13 protein-coding genes and 1 pseudogene are annotated in these 17,834 nt (G+C 72.6%); 7 read left to right on the forward strand and 7 right to left on the reverse strand.

The features are described from left to right. Positions 1–128 precede the first annotated feature (128 nt). The 4 genes from ACIOKD_RS36970 to ACIOKD_RS36985 all read left to right on the forward strand — a co-directional run bounded on the left by ACIOKD_RS36970 (position 129) and on the right by ACIOKD_RS36985 (position 4,501). The gene (locus ACIOKD_RS36970) at positions 129–2,309 is read left to right on the forward strand and encodes an alpha-N-acetylglucosaminidase (protein WP_402092449.1); all 2,181 of its coding nucleotides are present in this window, start codon (positions 129–131) and stop codon (positions 2,307–2,309) included. Between the two features lie 27 nt (positions 2,310–2,336). Then, positions 2,337–3,104, forward strand: a complete 768-nt coding sequence (locus tag ACIOKD_RS36975) for a GntR family transcriptional regulator (RefSeq protein ID WP_402092451.1) — start codon at positions 2,337–2,339, stop codon at positions 3,102–3,104. A 142-nt stretch (positions 3,105–3,246) separates the two neighbouring features. Further along, entirely contained in the window at positions 3,247–3,894 is a 648-nt protein-coding gene (locus tag ACIOKD_RS36980) for an ATP-dependent Clp protease proteolytic subunit (RefSeq protein ID WP_402092453.1), read from the forward strand. 1 nt (position 3,895) lies between these two features. After that, a complete protein-coding gene (locus ACIOKD_RS36985; RefSeq protein WP_402092455.1) occupies positions 3,896–4,501 on the forward strand; it encodes a ClpP family protease in 606 nt (201 codons plus the stop codon). A gap of 39 nt (positions 4,502–4,540) precedes the next feature. Here ACIOKD_RS36985 and ACIOKD_RS36990 read toward each other — a convergent pair whose 3' ends face one another. The 5 genes from ACIOKD_RS36990 to ACIOKD_RS37010 all read right to left on the reverse strand — a co-directional run bounded on the left by ACIOKD_RS36990 (position 4,541) and on the right by ACIOKD_RS37010 (position 9,771). Beyond that, a complete protein-coding gene (locus tag ACIOKD_RS36990; protein WP_402092457.1) occupies positions 4,541–4,957 on the reverse strand; it encodes a helix-turn-helix domain-containing protein in 417 nt (138 codons plus the stop codon). A gap of 75 nt (positions 4,958–5,032) precedes the next feature. Continuing rightward, on the reverse strand, positions 5,033–6,037 hold the full coding sequence (locus ACIOKD_RS36995; RefSeq protein ID WP_402092458.1) for a cation diffusion facilitator family transporter: 1,005 nt from the start codon (positions 6,035–6,037) through the stop codon (positions 5,033–5,035). 165 nt (positions 6,038–6,202) lie between these two features. After that, complete coding sequence (locus ACIOKD_RS37000) at positions 6,203–7,663, reverse strand: CAP domain-containing protein (protein WP_402092460.1); 1,461 nt, start codon at positions 7,661–7,663, stop codon at positions 6,203–6,205. A 101-nt stretch (positions 7,664–7,764) separates the two neighbouring features. Beyond that, positions 7,765–9,036 carry a serine hydrolase domain-containing protein gene (locus ACIOKD_RS37005; RefSeq protein ID WP_402092461.1) on the reverse strand — a complete coding sequence of 424 codons (1,272 nt, stop codon included), beginning with the start codon at positions 9,034–9,036 and terminating at the stop codon, positions 7,765–7,767. 132 nt (positions 9,037–9,168) lie between these two features. Further along, a complete protein-coding gene (locus ACIOKD_RS37010; protein WP_402092512.1) occupies positions 9,169–9,771 on the reverse strand; it encodes a TetR family transcriptional regulator in 603 nt (200 codons plus the stop codon). 285 nt (positions 9,772–10,056) lie between these two features. Between ACIOKD_RS37010 and ACIOKD_RS37015 the strand changes: the two genes are divergently transcribed. Beyond that, on the forward strand, positions 10,057–11,040 hold the full coding sequence (locus ACIOKD_RS37015; RefSeq protein WP_402092463.1) for an aldo/keto reductase: 984 nt from the start codon (positions 10,057–10,059) through the stop codon (positions 11,038–11,040). Between the two features lie 590 nt (positions 11,041–11,630). Here the strand turns inward: ACIOKD_RS37015 and ACIOKD_RS37020 are convergent. Both ACIOKD_RS37020 and ACIOKD_RS37025 read right to left on the reverse strand, forming a co-directional pair. Further along, positions 11,631–12,347: pseudogene (locus ACIOKD_RS37020) on the reverse strand (MBL fold metallo-hydrolase); the annotation flags it as partial. A gap of 13 nt (positions 12,348–12,360) precedes the next feature. Next, positions 12,361–12,684: a hypothetical protein gene (locus ACIOKD_RS37025; RefSeq protein WP_402092464.1), complete on the reverse strand. Its 324-nt coding sequence runs from the start codon at positions 12,682–12,684 to the stop codon at positions 12,361–12,363. Between the two features lie 179 nt (positions 12,685–12,863). Here ACIOKD_RS37025 and ACIOKD_RS37030 point away from each other — a divergent pair, with 179 nt between their 5' ends. Next, positions 12,864–14,093 carry an FAD-dependent monooxygenase gene (locus tag ACIOKD_RS37030; protein ID WP_402092465.1) on the forward strand — a complete coding sequence of 410 codons (1,230 nt, stop codon included), beginning with the start codon at positions 12,864–12,866 and terminating at the stop codon, positions 14,091–14,093. 79 nt (positions 14,094–14,172) lie between these two features. Further along, on the forward strand, positions 14,173–17,364 hold the full coding sequence (locus ACIOKD_RS37035) for an amidohydrolase family protein (RefSeq protein WP_402092467.1): 3,192 nt from the start codon (positions 14,173–14,175) through the stop codon (positions 17,362–17,364). The last annotated feature ends 470 nt before the right edge of the window (positions 17,365–17,834 follow it).

The raw sequence follows: 17,834 nt of genomic DNA on the forward strand, positions 1-17,834 counted from the left end.
TCGGGCATGCCCAGCCCCGCGACCGACCCGCCTTCTTTCCGGTCGACTTCCTTGACCGCCCCCGAGTGTCACGGCTAGCTTCGAGAGTTCTGTGGTACGTACCACGATGCACAGGAGTGGTCCGGACGATGACACCTCCCGAGGAAGCGGGCGCGGGCACCACGGCCGCCCGGCAGCTGCTGGGACGCCTGCTGGGAGACCGCGCCGCGGAGTTCAGCGCCGAGGTGGTCCCCGGGGGCGCCGGGCCCGACTGGTACGAGGTCGACGCCGGACCGGGCCCGGTCGCGCTGCGCGGGTCCAGCGGGGTCGCGGTCGCCTCGGCGCTGCGCTGGTATCTGCGGACCGCGTGCGGGACGCAGATCACCTGGGACGCCCCCGACCCCCGGCTGCCGGACCGGTTGCCGCGCACCGGCACGGCACCCCGCACGACCTCCCCCCACCTGCACCGCTACCACTTCAACGTCTGCACCTTCGGCTACACCACCGCGTACTGGGACTGGGCGCGCTGGGAGCGCCACATCGACTGGATGGCCCTGCACGGCGTGACCACCCCGCTGGCGATGACCGGACTGGAAGCGGCCTGGCAACGGGCCCTCCTGAGTGCCGGGCTCGACGACGGGACCGCCCGGGGCTTCCTGGGCGGGCCGGCCTACCTGCCGTGGAACTGGCTCGCCTCGCTCGACGGCTGGTCCGGTCCGCTGCCGCAGAGCTGGATCGACGGACACGTCGACCTCGGACGCCGCATCCTCGACCGGGAACGCGCCCTGGGCATGCGGCCGGTCCTCCAGGGCTTCTCCGGGCACGTCCCGCGGGAACTGATCGCGGACCGGGGCGCCCGGTCGACGATCCTTCCCTGGTGGGACTTCGAGGTCGGCATGCTGGACCCCCGCGACCCGCTCTTCGAGGAGTTCGGCACCAGCCTGCTGACCGAGCAGACCCGGCTGTTCGGCACCGACCACCTCTACGCCGCCGACCCGTTCATCGAGACGACACCCCCGGTGACCGACCCCGACGGCCTCGCCCAGGTCGCGCGGGCGGTGCACGGCGTGATGACCGCGGTCGACGACCGGGCCACCTGGGTGCTCCAGGCCTGGCCCTTCTCCTACCGCGCCCGCTACTGGACACCGGAGCGGACCCGCGCCTTCCTCGACGCCATCCCCGACGACGGAATGCTGATCCTCGACCTGTGGGCCGAGCACCGGCCCGTCTGGCAGCGCACCGACGGCTACCGCAAGAAGCCCTGGGTGTGGTGCATGCTCCACAGCCTCGGCGGACGGCCGGGGCTCTACGGCAAACTGGACGAGATCGCCACCGGCCCCGCCCGCGCGCACGCCGACGCACGCGGCGGCTCGCTGTCCGGCATCGGCGCGAGCATGGAGGCCTTCGGCGGCGACCCGGTCCTGTACGAGCTGCTGGCCGACGTCGCCTGGCAGGGCGCCGTCGACGACGTACAGGCATGGCTGGCTACCTGGACGCGGGCCCGGTACGGCCGTGCCACTCCCGGGCTGCTGCGCGCCTGGGACCTGCTGCACGACAGCGTCTACGCGTCCGAGGGGCCGGGGCCGCCCGGCTCGGTGATCATCGGCCGGCCCACGCTGGAGGGGGATCTGCGGCACGAGCTGCCGGTGCACCTGGCCGACCCCCCGTCGCCCGACGTACCACCGGCCCTGGCCGAGGCCTGGCTCCTCCTGGCCGACGAGGCGACACCGCGGGACAGTGCGGGGCCGCTCGGCCGGGACCTGTGCGACGTCACCGCGCAGGTGCTCACCCATGCGGCGTGCGAGCGGCAGTGGCGGGCGGCGGACGCGGCCCTGGCACGGGACGCCGAAGGCTTCCACCGGGCCGCCCGCGAACTGCTCACCACCATCGAGGACCTGGACACGCTGCTGGCCACCCGCCCCGAACACCGGCTGGACACCTGGCTGGCCGACGCCCGCGGCTGGGCCACCACCCCGGCCGAGGCCGACCTGTACGAGACCGACGCGCGCCGCCTGCTCACCCTCTGGGGCCACACCCACAGCAAGCTGCACGACTACTCGGGCCGCCACTGGGCCGGCCTGGTCGGCACGTTCCACCTGCCCCGCTGGCGCGGCTGGTACGAGCACATCGCGCGGGCGCTGCAGACCGGAACCCCATACCGGGCAGAGGAGTTCGAGGCGTCCCTGCTCGCTCAGGAGGAGCGGTGGGTGGCCGACCGGAGCGGGACGACGACACCGGAAGCGGACACCGCCGGAACGACCCTTGACGTGGTGCGTACTCTGATGCCCCGCTACCGCGTCTCCCGAGAACAACGGAGACAGCGGCGATAGCGGACAGGTGCGAACCGCGGAGTGAATGTGACGGTCGAGGACAGGCGCCCAGACGACGGCCCGGCGACGGACTCCTTCAGGACGGACTCCTTCGAGGCGGACTCCTACAAGCACGAGGCGCTGCGGCGGCGGCTCCAGGCCGACATCGCCCGGATGCGCCCCGACGAGGCGCTGCCCACCGAACGACGGCTCGCCGAGCGGTACGACGTCAGCCGGGCGACCGCCCGGCGCGCGCTCCAGGCCCTCCGCGAGGACGGCCTCATCCGCAGTGTGCGGGGCGTGGGAACGTTCGTCTCCCACCCCCACGTCACCAAGACGTCGGCGCTCACCTCGTTCTCCGAGGACCTGCGCTCGCGCGGCTACCGGCCCAGCGCCGAACTCCTCGCCGCGGAGCTGGTGGAGGCCGACCTGCACCACTCCACGGCCCTGGGCGTCGACCCCGGCACCACCCTCCACCGCATCGAACGACTGCGCCTCGGTGACGGTTTCCCCATCTGCCTGGAGACCGTCCACCTCTCGGCGGAGCGCTTCCCCGACCTGGACGAGTCACTGCTCAAGGGCTCACTCTCGGAAGCCCTGCAGAACACCCAGGGCGTCCGGGTCGTGCGGGCCACCCAGCAGATCCGCGCGGTGAACGTCACCGGACGCCAGGCCCGGCTGCTCGGCGTCAAGGAGGGCTCCGCCGCCCTGCTGGTCCGCCGCACGGCGTTCGACGGGACGGGCCACGTCGTCGAGTACGGCGAATCCCTGTGCCGGGGCGACCTGTACGAGTTCTCGCTGGTGGTGACCAAGTAGCGGCCCGCGCTGTGCCGTGTGACGCGGTGCGCTCTGCCGTCGGCGAATCTGCCGAGGGCCGAGATCCCTTCCGGGCCGCCGTCGGCGGCCCGAGGGTGGAGACACCGCGGCTGACCGGGCCGCGCCACCACCAGGAGGAGCGATGGCACGCAGCAGCACCGGATTCCACCCGGGGCCACGGGCCGAGGAGGGGGACACCCCTCCGTCACGGTTCGACGACCACCTCGCCGCCCAACTCCTCAACCAGCGCATCATCTTCCTCGGCACCCAGGTCGACGAGGTCTCCGCGAACCGGGTCTGCGCGCAGCTGCTCCTGCTCTCCGCCGAGGACCCCCGCACCGACATCGGCCTCTACGTCAACAGTCCGGGCGGCTCCGTCCACGCGGGCCTCGCGATCTACGACACGATGCGGCTCATCCCGAACGACGTGTCGACCCTGGCCATGGGATTCGCCGCGAGCATGGGGCAGTTCCTGCTCACCGTCGGCACCCCCGGCAAGCGCTACTCGCTCCCGAACGCGCGGATCATGATGCACCAGCCCTCGGCGGGCATCGGCGGCACCACCGCCGACATCGCCATCCAGGCCGAGAACCTCCAGTTCACCAAGGAGACCATCGAGCGCATCACCGCCGAACACACCGGCCAGAGCGCGGAGACGATCTCCCGCGACGGTGACCGCGACCGCTGGTTCACGGCCGAACAGGCCAGGGAGTACGGCATGGTCGACCGGGTCGTCGAGTCGCTCGACGACGTCCGCCCGGCCTCCTCGAAGCGACGGATGGGACTCTGACATGAGCTCGTACACGATCCCGAACGTCGTCGAGCGCACCCCGCAGGGCGAGCGCGCGTACGACATCTACAGCAAGCTGCTCTCCGAGCGGATCATCTTCCTCGGCACCGAGATCGACGACGGCGTGGCCAACGTCGTCATCGCGCAGCTGCTCCACCTGGAGTCGGCGGCCCCGGAGCGGGAGATCGCCGTCTACCTCAACTCACCGGGTGGCTCGTTCACTTCGCTGATGGCGATCTACGACACGATGAGCTTCGTCAGCGCGCCCATCTCGACGTTCTGCGTCGGCCAGGCCGCCTCGACAGCGGCGGTGCTCCTGGCGGGTGGAGACCCCGGGCGGCGCTTCATCCTGGAGCACGCGCGGGTGCTGCTCGGGCAGCCCGCGAGCGGCGGTACCCGAGGCACCGTCTCCGACCTGGGCCTCCAGGCCAAGGAGATGATCCGGATCCGCTCCCAGGTCGAGGAGGTCCTGTCCCTGCACACCCACCACCCCGTCGAGACCCTGCGCGCCGACATGGACCGCGACAAGGTCTTCACGCCGCGGGAGGCGGTGGCGTACGGACTCGCCGACGAGGTGCTTGGCCGGCGCCTGGCGGCCGCCGCCTGAGGACCGGGACTCCCGGCTCCCCGGGCGGCGCGACGGGCGTCAGGCGGCGAGACGGACCTCGCCGTAGCGGGAAGTGGCCTCCTTGCGCCCGGGCGCGGTCCGGGACCTGAGGGGCCGGGGCTGCTGCTGGCGCACGAGGCGGTGGTGCGACAGGGCGAGCAGATCGGCGAGGCCGAGCCCGAGCGCGTGCGCGGCGGCCGCGAGGACCTCGGACGAGGCCTCCTTGCGGCCGCGCTCCAGCTCGGAGAGGTACGGCATCGAGATACGGGCCGCTTCGGCGACCTCCTTGAGCGTCCGCTCCTGTGCGAGCCGCTCCCGCCGCAGGACCTCACCCACGACGTCCCGCCACAAGGGCTCCCTGGGCGCCGGTTCGGCCGGCTCCGGAGGCGCCGCCGGCTCGGCCGGGACGGGTCGCAGGGGGATGACGCGGGCTCGGTTCGACGCGTGGCTGCTCACGCCTCCACCCTAGGAAACCCGGCCCGTTTGCGGGACCCCACCGCGTTCTGCCCTCGGCGAATCACCTCCCCGCCCTCAGTGCGGGTGCGGCTCGTCCCGGTGCACCGGACCGTGCGCGGCCTCGCAGTGCGCGTCGTCGCTGGGACCGCCGCCGGTGCGTACGTCCAGGACGTTCTCCGGGGCGTGGTCGACCTGGAGGGTGGTGTGGCTGACCTCGTAGTCGCACTGCAGGATCTTCTCCAGGTCCCGGCGCACGGTGTGGCAGTCCGCGACGGGTTCTACCAGGACGTGCGCGGACAGGGCTGGCGTCCCCGACGTGATGGTCCACACGTGCAGGTCGTGCACCTCGGCGACCGAGGAGTGCCCGGCCAGCCGGTCCCCGATGGCGTCCGGGTCGAGATGCGCGGGCGCGGCCTCCAGGAAGATCCGCCCCGACTCCCGTACGAGCGTGTAGCCCGCCTTGAACATGAGAGCCACCACGACCAGCGTGGCGATGGCGTCGGCGCGGGCGAAGCCGGTCAGCAGGACCACGAGGCCGGCGATCGCGGTACCGATGAACGCGAACAGGTCGTTGAGTATGTGCTGGTAGGCGCCCTCGACGTTGAGCGAGGTGCGGTTGGCCTTCGAGATGCACCAGGCCGCCGCCACGTTCACCGCGATACCCGCGAGCGCCGTGTAGAACATCAGCCCGCCCTCGACCGCGGGCGGATCGAACAGCCGCCGCACCGCCTCGTACGCCAGCCAGGCACCGAGCAGCAGCAGCGTCAGCCCGTTCGCCTGGGCGGAGAGGATCTCGGCCCGCTTCAGGCCGTACGTGAAGCCGCCGCGGGCCGGACGCTCGGCGAGCCGCATCGCGATGAGGGCCAGCACGATGGACACGGCGTCGGTGAGCATGTGCGCGGCGTCGGAGATCAGGGCGAGCGACCGGGCGACGACGCCGATGACGACCTCGACCGCCATGAACGTCGCGATCAGCGTCAGCGCGATCGCGAGCCAGCGGCGGTCCGCGTCCGCGGTGACACCGTGCGAGTGCCCCGCGTGCCCGCCCGGCCCCTGCTCGTGGCCGTGGTGCGCGCTCATGGGAGTCCCCCTCGATGCGGTGTCCGACGGGTGTCCGACACCCGCAGTGAAGCGCACCTCGCGGAGATCGGCAAAGGCTGCACCGGTGACCGTTGTCATCATCGTTAGTGCGCCGCTGACCTGTGGTGATGCGAAGCGGATGGGCGGACGGCCGGGCGGTCGGGGTCAGGCGCCGAAGAGCTGTGTCCAGTACGTGCCCGCCGAGCCGCCGCCCGCGAAACCGACGCCCAGGTGGGTGAAGGCGGGCTTGAGGATGTTGGCGCGGTGGCCGGGACTGTCCATCCAGCCCCGGACGACCTCGGCGGGGGAGCGCTGGCCGCAGGCGATGTTCTCGCCGATGGTGCGGCGGGTGCTGCCCGCGGCGGCTGCCCGGTGCCAGGGCTCGCTGCCGTCGGGAGAGGTGTGGGAGTAGAACGCGCGCGCCACCATGTCCGTGCTGTGCGCCTGCGCCGCCCTGGTGAGCAGGGGGTCCCCGGCCAGCGGCGGCAGACCGGCCGCGGCCCGCTCGGCGTTGGTGAGCGCGACGACCTCGGCGGTGGTCCGCGCCAGCCCGCCGGGGGTCAGGGGGCTGGCCCACAACGCCGTCCAGTAGAGCGTGCCGGACCGGTTGTCGGGTACGCAGGCCACACCGGTCTCGGTGAATGCCGGGTCCTGGACCGTCCGCCGGGTCCGCTCGCCCGAGAGGCAGTACTCCACGAACTCCGCCGCGTCCCGGGGCCCGGAGACGAGATGCTCGCCGGCCGTCAGATACGCGTAACCCCCGGCGGTCACGCGCTGGTGCACGGACAGCCCGTCCGCCCCCTGTGACCCGAGGCGCCCGTGCGCCGCCATGTCCGCGGCGTGCGCCCGCGCCGCGGCGCTCAGCCGCCCGTCGAGGACCACGGCCGGGGAGCCGACGGCGGCACGTGCGGCGTTCACGAGCGCGAGGAAGCCGTCCGTCGGGGACCCGGTCCCGGTGGCTCCGGAAGCGGCGGCCGATCCGCGGGTTCCATGAAGGCGGCGCGTGGAGTGGAGGCCGTGGATGCCTCCGGAACCGGAACCGGAAGCGGGACTGGGGCCGGAAGTGGAACCGGAAGCGGAACCGGAAGCGGAACCGGGACCGGGACCGATACCGGGACCCGTGCTGAGGCCCGCGCCCGTGTCGGTGTCCTCGGCCACCTCCACGCCGAAGTCCCGTGCGATCCCGGCCAGCCCGTCGGCGTACCCCTGGCCCAGAGCGCGCAGCTTCCAGGTGGGCCCGCGGCGGTAGATCTCCGCGAGCAGCAGCACGGTCTCCCGCTGCGGACGCGACGGCGTGAACCGGGCGAGGAGGCGGCCGCCGGGTCCGGTGACCCGCAGGGTCGGGGCGGGCAGCCGTCCCAGCGGGGTGCCCGGCTCGGCGGGACTGACGACCACGGTGACGCGGCTCGCCCCGGCCCGCAGCGCGGCCGGATCGACCGTGAGGGTCTGCCCGCTCAGACGCGCGCCGGGGGCGGCGGGCTGGTTGTAGAACACGAAGTCGCCGTCCCCGCGCACCTTGCCGCTGTCGTCGGTGACGAGCGCCGACACGTCGAACGGGCCGGGCACCCCGAGGGTCAGGGCGCCACCGGGCAGGGGCAGATTGCCGCCGGGTACCAACTCGTCCATCGTGCCGCCTGTCCGGGTGCCGGATCACTGTGCGCGCCCCGTGGGGCGTCGACAGGACAACGCCCCACGGGTGTGCGCGGGTTCCTGACACCTGGTACCGGTCAGTCGAGGGCGACTCCGGGAGCGATGTCCTCGTGCCGCTCCACGGGCGCCTGGCCGCGGGCCGTCGAGGTCTTGGCCGGCTTGCCGCAGAAGGCGGATTCCAGGGTGCGGGCCATGGTGTTGAGCACGGTCCCGTTGTTGGACGTGTTGGCGAGCGCCGTGACACTGCGCGTGCCGTCCTTCGACGTGAACGCGTACGTGTAGTAGCCCTGCACGGTGCCCGTGTGGCCGTACACCGAGACCCCGCACGACAGGTCACGCCGGCGCAGACCGAGTCCGTACCCCTGGGTGCTGTTGACGGGCGTCCACTGCTGCATCTGCTCAAGCTGCGCGGCCGACGTCAGTCTGCCGCGCAGCAGGGCCGAGAAGAAGGTGTCCAGGTCCCGGGTGCTGGAGATGACCGCGCCCGCGCTCTGCGCCCACGACACGGTCTGCTCGGTCGAGTCGACGAGCGTCCCGTCGGCCTCGTCGGGCGGCAGATAGCCCTTGGTGTGCCGGCCGGCGATCGCTGTGGCCGGGTGCACGTAGGAGGTGTCCTTCAGACCGAGCGGCTTGATGATGCGGCTCTTGTACGCGGACCGCACGGACTTCCCGGTGAGCTTCTCGATGAGCATGCCCCCGACGACGAAGTTGGTGTTGGAGTACGAGTAGGCGGCGCCCGGCGCGTTGCCGAGGGGCTGCTTCAAGGACAGGTCCACCAGCTCCTGGTAGCTGAAGACCTTGTCGCGTACGGCCTCGAAGCCCGGGACCGTGTTGGCGAACATGTCGTTGGTGTAGTCGTACAGACCGCTGCGGTGGCTCAGCACATGGCGCACCGTGATCCGGTCGTCGGGCAGCAGGCCCGGGAGATACGAGTTGACCGAGGTGTCCAGTGCGAGCACGCCCTCGTCGACCAGCTGCAGCAGGACCACGGCCGTGAAGCTCTTGGTGACGCTGCCGACGCGGAAGCGGTCGGCGTTGTCGATGGCCCGTCCGGTGATCCGGTCCGCGACGCCCTCGGCGACCTTGTGGACCGTGCCGTTGTCGTCGATCCGCGCCATGGCACCCGGCGCCCCCTGCGTCAGCGCTGTCCGCAGCACCTCGCGCAGCCCCGCCACGTCGGGCGCCGCGAGGGTTTCGGTCGCCCCCTGACTGCCGCTCACGGCACGGTCGCCGGCGCCGGCGGGTGCCGCGGTCGCGTCGGTCGCCGGGACCGCCAGCACGGACAGCAGGACGGCTCCCAGTGCCGCCGTACTCCTCGCCGTACCCCTGCCCATCATTCCTGAGACCATCTGTGTGGTTCTCCCCGTAGTCGTCCGCAATGCGGGAAACGTGCGAGCGGCACCGCGGATCACGGTGCCGTCATCATCTCTACGCGCAGGACCCACCCGCGGGTTGCATCGGCGGGAGTGAATTTCCGCCGGTCAGTGTGACGCTCGCGCCAGCAGTCCGGACAGCAGGACTTCGAGCGACTCGCGCAGGGCCGTGGTGAAGTCGATGCGCAGGACCGCCAGTGCGGGTTCGGACTCGTAGACCGCGAGCACGGACTCGTAGACCGCGAGCACGGCGGGCGACGGATGCGCGTGCGGCCAGGCCGCCGTGGCCACCATGAGCGCCCCGGCGACGAACCGCACGGCGGCCCGCTCGGCCAGTTCGGGTACGTGCAGGCGGACCCGGTGCGACAGGGCGAACGCGTGGCCGATGGAGGAGCGTTTGTGCCCGGCGGCGACCTGCGTCGATACGTTCCGCTCCAGGACCGCGGCGAGGGCGTCCGCCAGGAATGCGGCGACCTGGTCCGCGCGCTCGAAGACGGGGGCGTCGGCGTCGACGGCCTCGGGGAGCGCGGTGCCGAGGTGATCGAGCAGCTCCTGCGAGGCGGTGGCGAGCAGTTCCAGCAGGACGGCCTCGCGGGACTCGAAGTAGCGCAGCACGTTCGACTTCGCGAGCCCCACCCGGCGGCTCAGCTCGTTCGGGCTCACCTGCGCCACCGGCATCTCACCGAGCATCGCGGCCGCGGTGTCGAGGATCGCCGCAGCAGGTCGAGGAGAGCACCGAACCGCTCCTGTACGCGGCCACCAGTTCCGAGGCGACGGCCGGGGGCTATTACGCTCCCGGCGGCAGGTTCGGCCTGGTCGGCCCGGCCGCCACCGCCCGTGTCACCCGCCGCGCCCTCGACGCGGACACGAACCGCAGGCTGTGGACCGTGTCCGAACGTCTGACCGGCGTCGCCCTCCCCGCGGCCGTCGCCTGAACGGCCCCGTCGCACGGGGGCGGCGTCCGGCACAGCGCCGGCCGGGTGCCAGACTGACCTCATGGACGAGCGCGAATTCAGCAGGTCAGGACAGCACGCATCGGTCGTCGGACTCGGCACCTGGCAACTCGGTGCCGACTGGGGCGACGTGGACGACAAGGACGCCCTGGCGGTCCTGGAGGCCGCCGCGGAGTCGGGGGTGACGTTCTTCGACACGGCGGACGTGTACGGCGACGGGCGCAGCGAGGAGGCCATCGCCGCGTTCCTGAGCGGCCGGCCCGATCTGCACGTGCTGGTCGCTACGAAGATGGGCCGCCGGGCAGACCAGATCCCGGAGAACTACGTTCTCGACAACTTCCGTGCCTGGAACGACCGTTCGCGTCGCAACCTCGGTGTCGACCGTATCGACCTGGTGCAGCTGCACTGCCCGCCGACGCCGGTGTATTCGTCGGACGAGGTGTTCGACGCGCTCGACACGCTGGTCGAGGAGGAGCGCATCGCGGCGTACGGCGTGAGCGTGGAGACCTGTGACGAGGCGCTGACGGCGATCGCCCGGCCGGGCGTGGCCAGCGTCCAGATCATCCTCAACCCGTTCCGGATGAAGCCGCTGCAGCGGGTGCTGCCGGCGGCGCGGGAGGCCGGGGTCGGGATCATCGCCCGGGTTCCGCTGGCCTCCGGGCTGCTCTCCGGCAAGTACACGAAGGACACGGTCTTCGCGGCGAACGACCACCGGACGTTCAACCGGCACGGGGAGGCGTTCGACCAGGGCGAGACCTTCTCGGGTGTCGACTACGCCACCGGTGTGGAGGCGGCGGCGGAGTTCTCCGCGCTCGCCCCGGAGGGGGTCACCCCGGCGCAGCTTGCGCTGGCGTGGATCGTCCAGCAGCCGGGCGTGACCTCGGTCATCCCCGGCGCCCGTACGCCCGAACAGGCCCGCGCGAACGCGGCGGCGGGCAAGCTCCCGCCGCTGCCGGCGGAGACGCTGTCGGCGATCTCGGCCCTCTACGACCGCCGCATCAAGCCCCAGGTCGAAGCGCGCTGGTAACGACAGCGCCTGCCCCGCGCCGGCCCGCGCCCCTCCGGGCCGTCGCCCGACGGGCTCGTACCCGACCGCGCCCCCGTCGTGCCCGGCCGCGCAGTTCCCCGCGCCCCTGAGGGGGCGGGGGCCAGTCGGTTTGTACCTGGCTGAGTCCTCGTCGTGGTCGGCCGCGCAGTTCCTCGCGCCCCTGAGGGGGTGGGGGGCCAGTCGGTTCGTACCTGGCTGCGGGCCCGTCGTGGTCGGCCGCGCCGTTCCCCGCCGCCCCTGACGGGGCCCACCGGCCCGCATGCCGACCACGCTCCCGCGCCCCGCGCCTTTGCAAGGGGCGCGGGGAACGGCGCGCTCAGCCACAAGGGACCGCGGCCGGGTACGAGCCCGGCCCCCGCCTTTCAGGAGCCGAGGAACGGCGGTCTCATCCACTGCCTCGCCCGGAACAGAGCAGAGCCGAACACGGCTGGTCCGAACGGCACTTCGGGCGCGGGGGGGGGGGGGGGGCGGGGCCCCCCCCCCCCCCCCCCCCCGGCGGCCCCCCCCCCCCCCCCCGGGGGGGGGGGGCGGGGGCCCACACCCCCCCCCCCCCCCCCCCCCCCACGCCCCGCCTCCCGCACCGAGCCGCGGTGCTCGGGACCGTGCCCGGGCAGCAGGATGTCGCCCGACAGCGCCTCGAACGCGTCGAGCGAGGCCAGCGCCCCGCCCCGGTCGTGATGGAACATGACAGGCAGCAACTGCGGACCCGCCACACGTGAGGTGGGGTGGCCGTTGACCAGACCGTCACCCGATATCACCACGCCCGCCTCCGGCAGATGGAAGGCGCAGTGGCCGGCCGTGTGCCCGGGGGTGTGCACGGGAACGGGACGGCCGGGCAGATCGAGCGCTCCCTCGCCCGGAAACGCCCGCGGCCGGGCGACCGGCACGTGGGCGGTGCCGCCGGACCGCAGCGCGTGCACGGCCCACGGCACCACACCGGGCCGCCAGGCGTTCTTCAGCACCTGTCCGACGGTCACCTGGTGGAGGAAGTCCCGGCGCGCGTGCGGGACTTCGGCCTCGTGGGTGTAGACGGGCGTGCCGTAGGTGCTGCTGAGGTACTCGGCCGACCCGAGGTGGTCGTTGTGGGCGTGCGTGACGAGAACGGCCGTGACGGCCTCGGGTGAACTGCCCACGGCGGAAAGGGACGCCAGCACCTTCTCGCGGTCACCGGGATAGCCGGTGTCCACGAGGGTGACGGCGTCCCCCTCCGTGAGGATCACCCAGTTGGTGTTGCTGCCGTGCACGAGATGGATGCCGTCGGCGACTTGACGGATGTCTGCCTGCATGATCGTCCCGACCCTAGAGGTCCTTGTCTGACGGAGCCAGCCAAGCAGACCCGCGGGTGTCCCGGCGCAGCGGGGCGGACGAGGCGCGCATCGACCTCAGAGCCAGCAGCAGTACGGCGATGTCGTCGAAATAGGCCGGGTCGGGCATCAGGTCGGTCGGCAGCACGACATAGGCGATCGCTCCCCAGAAGACCCAGCGGGGGCCGGTCGGCAACCCGGCGCGGCGCAGGCTCCGCCGTGTGCGGACCAGGCGGACGGTCAGGACCACCGCCCCCGCGAGTGCCGCCGCCAGTACGGCCGCGGCGACGATGACCAGAATCCACATGTTGGTGTCCATGAGCCCTTCCCAGGCGCGTCCGGTGCTGCTGTCCGGATGCCCAGGTTCACCCCGTCATCACAGCCGAGCCGGTTCGACACGCGGCGCGGTGCGTCTCGGGGCCGCCCGCCGCACCCCTACGCTTTGCTGTCGATCGACGACCTTGAGCGACACCCGACTGATGAAGATGGGGGACGTGCGTGAGAATCGCCTGCGTCGGCGGTGGGCCCGCCGGCTTGTACCTCTCGATCCTGATGAAGCGTCAGGACCCCGGCCACGAGATCACCGTCCATGAACGGAACCCGGCCGGATCGACCTACGGCTGGGGGGTGACGTACTGGGCGAGCCTGCTCGACAAACTGGAGACGGGGGACCCGGAGTCGGCGCGGGCCGTACGGGAGAACTCGGTCCGCTGGAGCGACGGTGTCGCGCACATCGGCGACCGTACGACCACACACCACGGCGACGAGGGGTTCGGCATCGGGCGTGGACGACTGCTGGACATCCTCGCCGGACGGGCCCGCTCCCTGGGCGTGCGCGTCGCGTTCGACGACGAGGTGGCCGACGGGGCCGCACTGCCCGACGCCGATCTGGTCGTCGCCTGCGACGGCGTGCGCAGCGGGGTGCGTGAGCGCCACGCCGCCCACTTCGGCACCGAGGTCGCACTCGGCCGGAACCGATACATCTGGCTGGGCACCACGAAAGTTTTCGAGGCGTTCACCTTCGCCTTCGTGGAGACACCGCACGGCTGGATCTGGTGCTACGCCTACGGGTTCGGAGACGACCGCAGCACCTGTGTCGTCGAGTGCTCACCCGAGACCTGGACGGGCCTCGGCCTCGACCGGGCCGACGAGGCCGAGGGGCTCGCCCGCCTCGAAGAGCTCTTCGTCAAGCTGCTGGACGGCCACCGGCTCATCGGACGGGCGACCGCGGGCGGCAGCGCGCAGTGGCTGAACTTCCGCACCCTGACCAACCGCACCTGGTCCCACGGGAACGTCGTCCTGCTCGGCGACGCCGCCCACACCACGCACTACTCCATCGGCGCGGGCACCACCCTCGCCCTGGAGGACGCCATCGCCCTGGCCGACGCACTGAGCACACGGACCGGGTCCGGGACCGGGCGGCCCGAACTCGCTCCGGCCCTCGCCGCGTACGAGAAGGCGCGCAAAGCCGAGCTGCTGTCCGTGCAGAGCGCGGCCCGCCACAGCGCCCAGTGGTACGAGAACCTGCCGCGCTACGTCGACCTGCCTCCGGCGCAGATGTTCGCGCTCCTCGGCCAGCGGCACTCGCCGCTGCTGCCGTACGTACCACCGCAGCTCTACTACCGGCTCGACCGGGCGGCCGGGCGGCTCGAATCCCTGCGCAGGCTCAAGCGCTGGCTGGGCCCGAAGCTGGCACGGACCCTGCACGGCAGCACCACCAAGGGCTGACACCTCGTCAACACGGCGCCCCGTTGGCGGGAATGGCGGTGTTGCCCACGGGCCGGGTGATGCGCGAGCGTGCTGAGTCATGGACCGAGACCGGGGCGACGCCGCCCTCTCCCTCTCCCGCCGCCGGCTCCTCGCGGCCGCGGGCGCCGCCGGTACCGTCACCGCCATCGGCCTCGCACCCGCCGCCGCGCAGCCGCCTGCCGGGCTCTCCCTGTCCTTCACCGAGGCCACCAATGGTTCGGCGACCCTCGCACCCGGCGGGGACCGGCTGATCGCCGAGATCCAGAACGTGCTGTGGTCGCTCCCGCGCACCGGCGGCAGAGCCGTCCCCCTCACCCCGGCGGGCCTCGAACCGAACCGGCCCGTGTACGCGCCGGACGGCGGCCTCGTCGCCTTCTGCGCCTACCGGGGCGGTGGCTTCCACCTCTGGACGATGCGGCCCGACGGATCCGACCTGCGCCGACGCACCGACGGGCCCTTCGACGACCGCGGCCCGGTCTGGTCGCCCGACGGCACCCGTATCGCTTTCGCCTCCGAGCGCGGCGGCGACCCGGTGACCGGCTGCCCGTACCGTATCCACGTGCTGGACCTGCGCACCGGCGACATCCGCCGGGTGACGGGTCTGCCCGCTCAGACGGGTCCCGTGCAGGACGGGGCCTGGGAGGACTTCGACCCCACCTGGTCGCCGGACGGCGAGCGCATCCTGTTCGTGCGCGCGAAGGGCGTCGCCACCGCGAACGGCGTGGGACTCGACGCCCGGACCGTCGCCGCCGTCCCCGCCTCCGGCACAGGACCGGTCGTCGTGGAGCACACCGACACCACGACCGCCCAGCTGATGACTCCCTCACTCTCACCGGACGGCCGCCGTCTGGCGTATCTGCGGACCACCGCGGCCCCGAACGGCTCCTGCGCGCTCGTCGTCGACGGCGAACCCGTCACCGTCACCGGGGACCTCGCACCGGTACCGCCCCGCTGGACGGCGGCGGGCGAACTGCTGCTCACCATCGACGGCGACTTCACCCTCGTACGGCCGCAGAAGCCGACGGAGACGGACACGATCGCCTTCGAGGCAAGGCTGTCCGTGGACCGGCCGCGCTACGCGGTGAAGGAGTACGACCTGGGGGAGGGGCGGACCCGTCCGGTACGGGGGATCCATCTTCCCGCGCTCTCGCCCGACGGACGGCACATCGCCTTTGCCGCCCTCAACTCGCTCTGGCTGGCCGGGAGTTCCGGTGGCTCGGCACCCAAGCGGCTGCGCCGGGCGGCGGCCACCGAGTACGTGCTCGGGCCCTCGTGGTCGCGCGACGGACGCGCGCTGCTGTACGCGGACGACCGTGACGGCCTGCTCGGTGTGTACCGGCTGGATCCGGCCACCGGCCAGGAGAGCGCCCTCGCGACCGGCGGACGGGTCCACCCCGCGCTCTCGCCCGACGGGACCCGCCTCGCCTGCCTGGACCTGACCGGACGGCTCGTCGTCCGAGACCTCAGCAGTGCCACGGAGAAGGTACTCGCGACCCCGCTCGGCGCGGGCGGGCTGCCCGGACGGCCCAGCTGGTCGCCCGACGGCCGGTTTCTCGCGTTCTGCGACCGCAACCGCCTCAACCTCCGCTTCCGGGAGGGCTACAACCTGGTCCGGATCGTCGACACCACGACCGGGAAGGACCGGCTGCACGCGGTGGCACCCCATGTGTCGATCGCCGACCGGTACGACTCGGGGCCCGTCTGGTCGCCGGACGGCCGCTGGATGGCGGTGATCGTCGAATCCGCGCTCTGCCTGCTGCCCGTCACGCCCGACGGCACCCCGCGCGGCGCCCTGCGCACCCTCACCACCGAACCGGCCGACCATCCCTCCAGGTCCGGCGACTCACGGACCCTGCTGTACCTCTCCGGAGCCAGGTTGCGGCTGATCGACGTCGGCGGCGGGCCGGCCCGTACCGTCCGGGTGCCGTTGGACCGGCGAAGGCCCGTGCCCGCCGACACCGTGGTGCACGCGGGGCGGCTCTGGGACGGCACGGGCGAGTCCGTACGGGACGACGTCGACATCGTCGTACGCGACGGACGCGTCACCGCCGTCGAACCGCACCGCAGACGCGAGGCGAAGACCGGCATCGACGCCTCGGACAAGACCGTCGTCCCCGGGCTGTGGGACACGCACACCCACCCCTGGCAGGTCACCTACGGAGGCCGTCAGACGGTCGGCCAGCTCACCTACGGCATCACCACCGCCGTGTCCCTCGGCGGCTTCGCCCATGAACAGGCGCGCATCCGCGAGGCCGTGACGGCAGGTCAGCTCGCCGGGCCCCGGCTGCTGACCACCGGCGAACTCCTCGACGGCTCCCGGGTCGCCTACAGCATGGGACGCGCCCACCGTACGAGGGACGGATTGCGGCGCTCGCTGGAGCGGGGCGCCGCACTGGACTGGGACTTCGTCAAGACCTATGTGCGGGCCCCGAGTTGGGTGATGGAGGAAGCGGCCCGGTTCGGGCACGAGCGGCTCGGTGTGCGCTCGGGCAGCCATCTGCTCTCGCCCGGCGTGCAACTCGGCCAGGACCTGACGACCCATCTGCAGGCGACACAGCGCTACGAGTTCGGGCACGCGACCACCTCGACGGGGCGTGCCTACCAGGACGTGCTGGAGATCTACACGGCGCTGGGCGCCGACTTCGGTCTCATCGCCACCCCGTTCACCTCCGCGCCCCTGCTCGGCGCGGATCCAGGGCTCGCGGACGACCCCAGGGTGACCGCCGTGATGCCGCCCTGGGACAGCGCCCTCGTCCGGCAGGGGGCGACCGTGCCGCCGACCGCGGCCCAACTCGCCACCCTGCGCACGGAGACCGACGTCTACCGGCGGATCCTGGCCGCGGGCGGACTCGTCGCCCTCGGTACGGACCAGCCGCTCGTCCCCGTCGGTCTCTCCCTGCACCTCGGCCTGCGCGCCCTGCACCGGGGCGGCCTGTCCCCGGCCGAGGCCCTGCGCACGGTGACCGTGCTGCCCGCCCGGCTGTTCGGCCTCGAAGGCGACCTCGGCACGCTCACGCCGGGCAGGCTCGCGGACCTGACCGTGGTGGACGGCGACCCCTTCACCGACTTCGACACCCTCGTCCGTACGGTCGCCGTGCTCCGGGGCGGGGTCCCGTACAGGACCGACGACCTCGTGGCCGCGTACGAGCCCGTGTCCGCGCCCGCCACCCGTCGCGCGGCGCACGAGGCGGACTGGCTGGAGGTGGGGCGGCTGATGCGGCTGGAGGGGTGCTGCGGCGCGGGCTTCTGAGGCCGCCCCGCACGGTCGGGCCATGGCGAACGTGCAGTGGGCCGGGCAGGCCGAAGCGTTCGAACGAGTTGTGATGCCCGCCCCGAGGGTGGACCGGGTGTGCGCCCCGCCGTCGCGTGCGCCCCAGTGGCGACGTCCGGCCGCGGCGTCCGGGTGATCAGACAACCTGGAGCTGCGGCAAGGCGGTTGGAGCGGGATCGTCCGCAAAACGCACCGAGCGTCACTCGCCTTGACAGCGCCGATCGTGCGCCGGCGCAACTAATGTGACGAAAGAGCGCCACAGTGACCCCACACCGGGATACGCTGCCCCGCGCACCCCACGTTCGAGTCCGCGCACGTGGGGGGCCGGTCATCCCGGCCTGCTCGTGTGCGGGTTCAGCAGAGCCTCAACGCGAGAGACATACCGTCCGGTCTGACGCTCCACCCCTCACCGCAACCCGGTGAACCAAGTCCACCCCCGGAAGGGCTCC

The organism is Streptomyces sp. NPDC087844, assembly GCF_044742785.1.
In the GTDB taxonomy this organism is placed as follows: domain Bacteria; phylum Actinomycetota; class Actinomycetes; order Streptomycetales; family Streptomycetaceae; genus Streptomyces.

Bases quoted from the DNA above. Each gene is read 5' to 3' on its own strand.
- ACIOKD_RS37015 (WP_402092463.1), top strand. From the start codon at position 10,057: ATGGACGAGCGCGAATTCAGCAGGTCAGGACAGCACGCATCGGTCGTC.
- ACIOKD_RS37035 (WP_402092467.1), top strand. From the start codon at position 14,173: ATGGACCGAGACCGGGGCGACGCCGCCCTCTCCCTCTCCCGCCGCCGG.
- ACIOKD_RS36970 (WP_402092449.1), top strand. From the start codon at position 129: ATGACACCTCCCGAGGAAGCGGGCGCGGGCACCACGGCCGCCCGGCAG.
- ACIOKD_RS37025 (WP_402092464.1), bottom strand. From the start codon at position 12,684: ATGGACACCAACATGTGGATTCTGGTCATCGTCGCCGCGGCCGTACTG.
- ACIOKD_RS37000 (WP_402092460.1), bottom strand. From the start codon at position 7,663: ATGGACGAGTTGGTACCCGGCGGCAATCTGCCCCTGCCCGGTGGCGCC.
- ACIOKD_RS36980 (WP_402092453.1), top strand. From the start codon at position 3,247: ATGGCACGCAGCAGCACCGGATTCCACCCGGGGCCACGGGCCGAGGAG.
- ACIOKD_RS36995 (WP_402092458.1), bottom strand. From the start codon at position 6,037: ATGAGCGCGCACCACGGCCACGAGCAGGGGCCGGGCGGGCACGCGGGG.
- ACIOKD_RS36985 (WP_402092455.1), top strand. From the start codon at position 3,896: ATGAGCTCGTACACGATCCCGAACGTCGTCGAGCGCACCCCGCAGGGC.
- ACIOKD_RS37005 (WP_402092461.1), bottom strand. From the start codon at position 9,036: ATGGTCTCAGGAATGATGGGCAGGGGTACGGCGAGGAGTACGGCGGCA.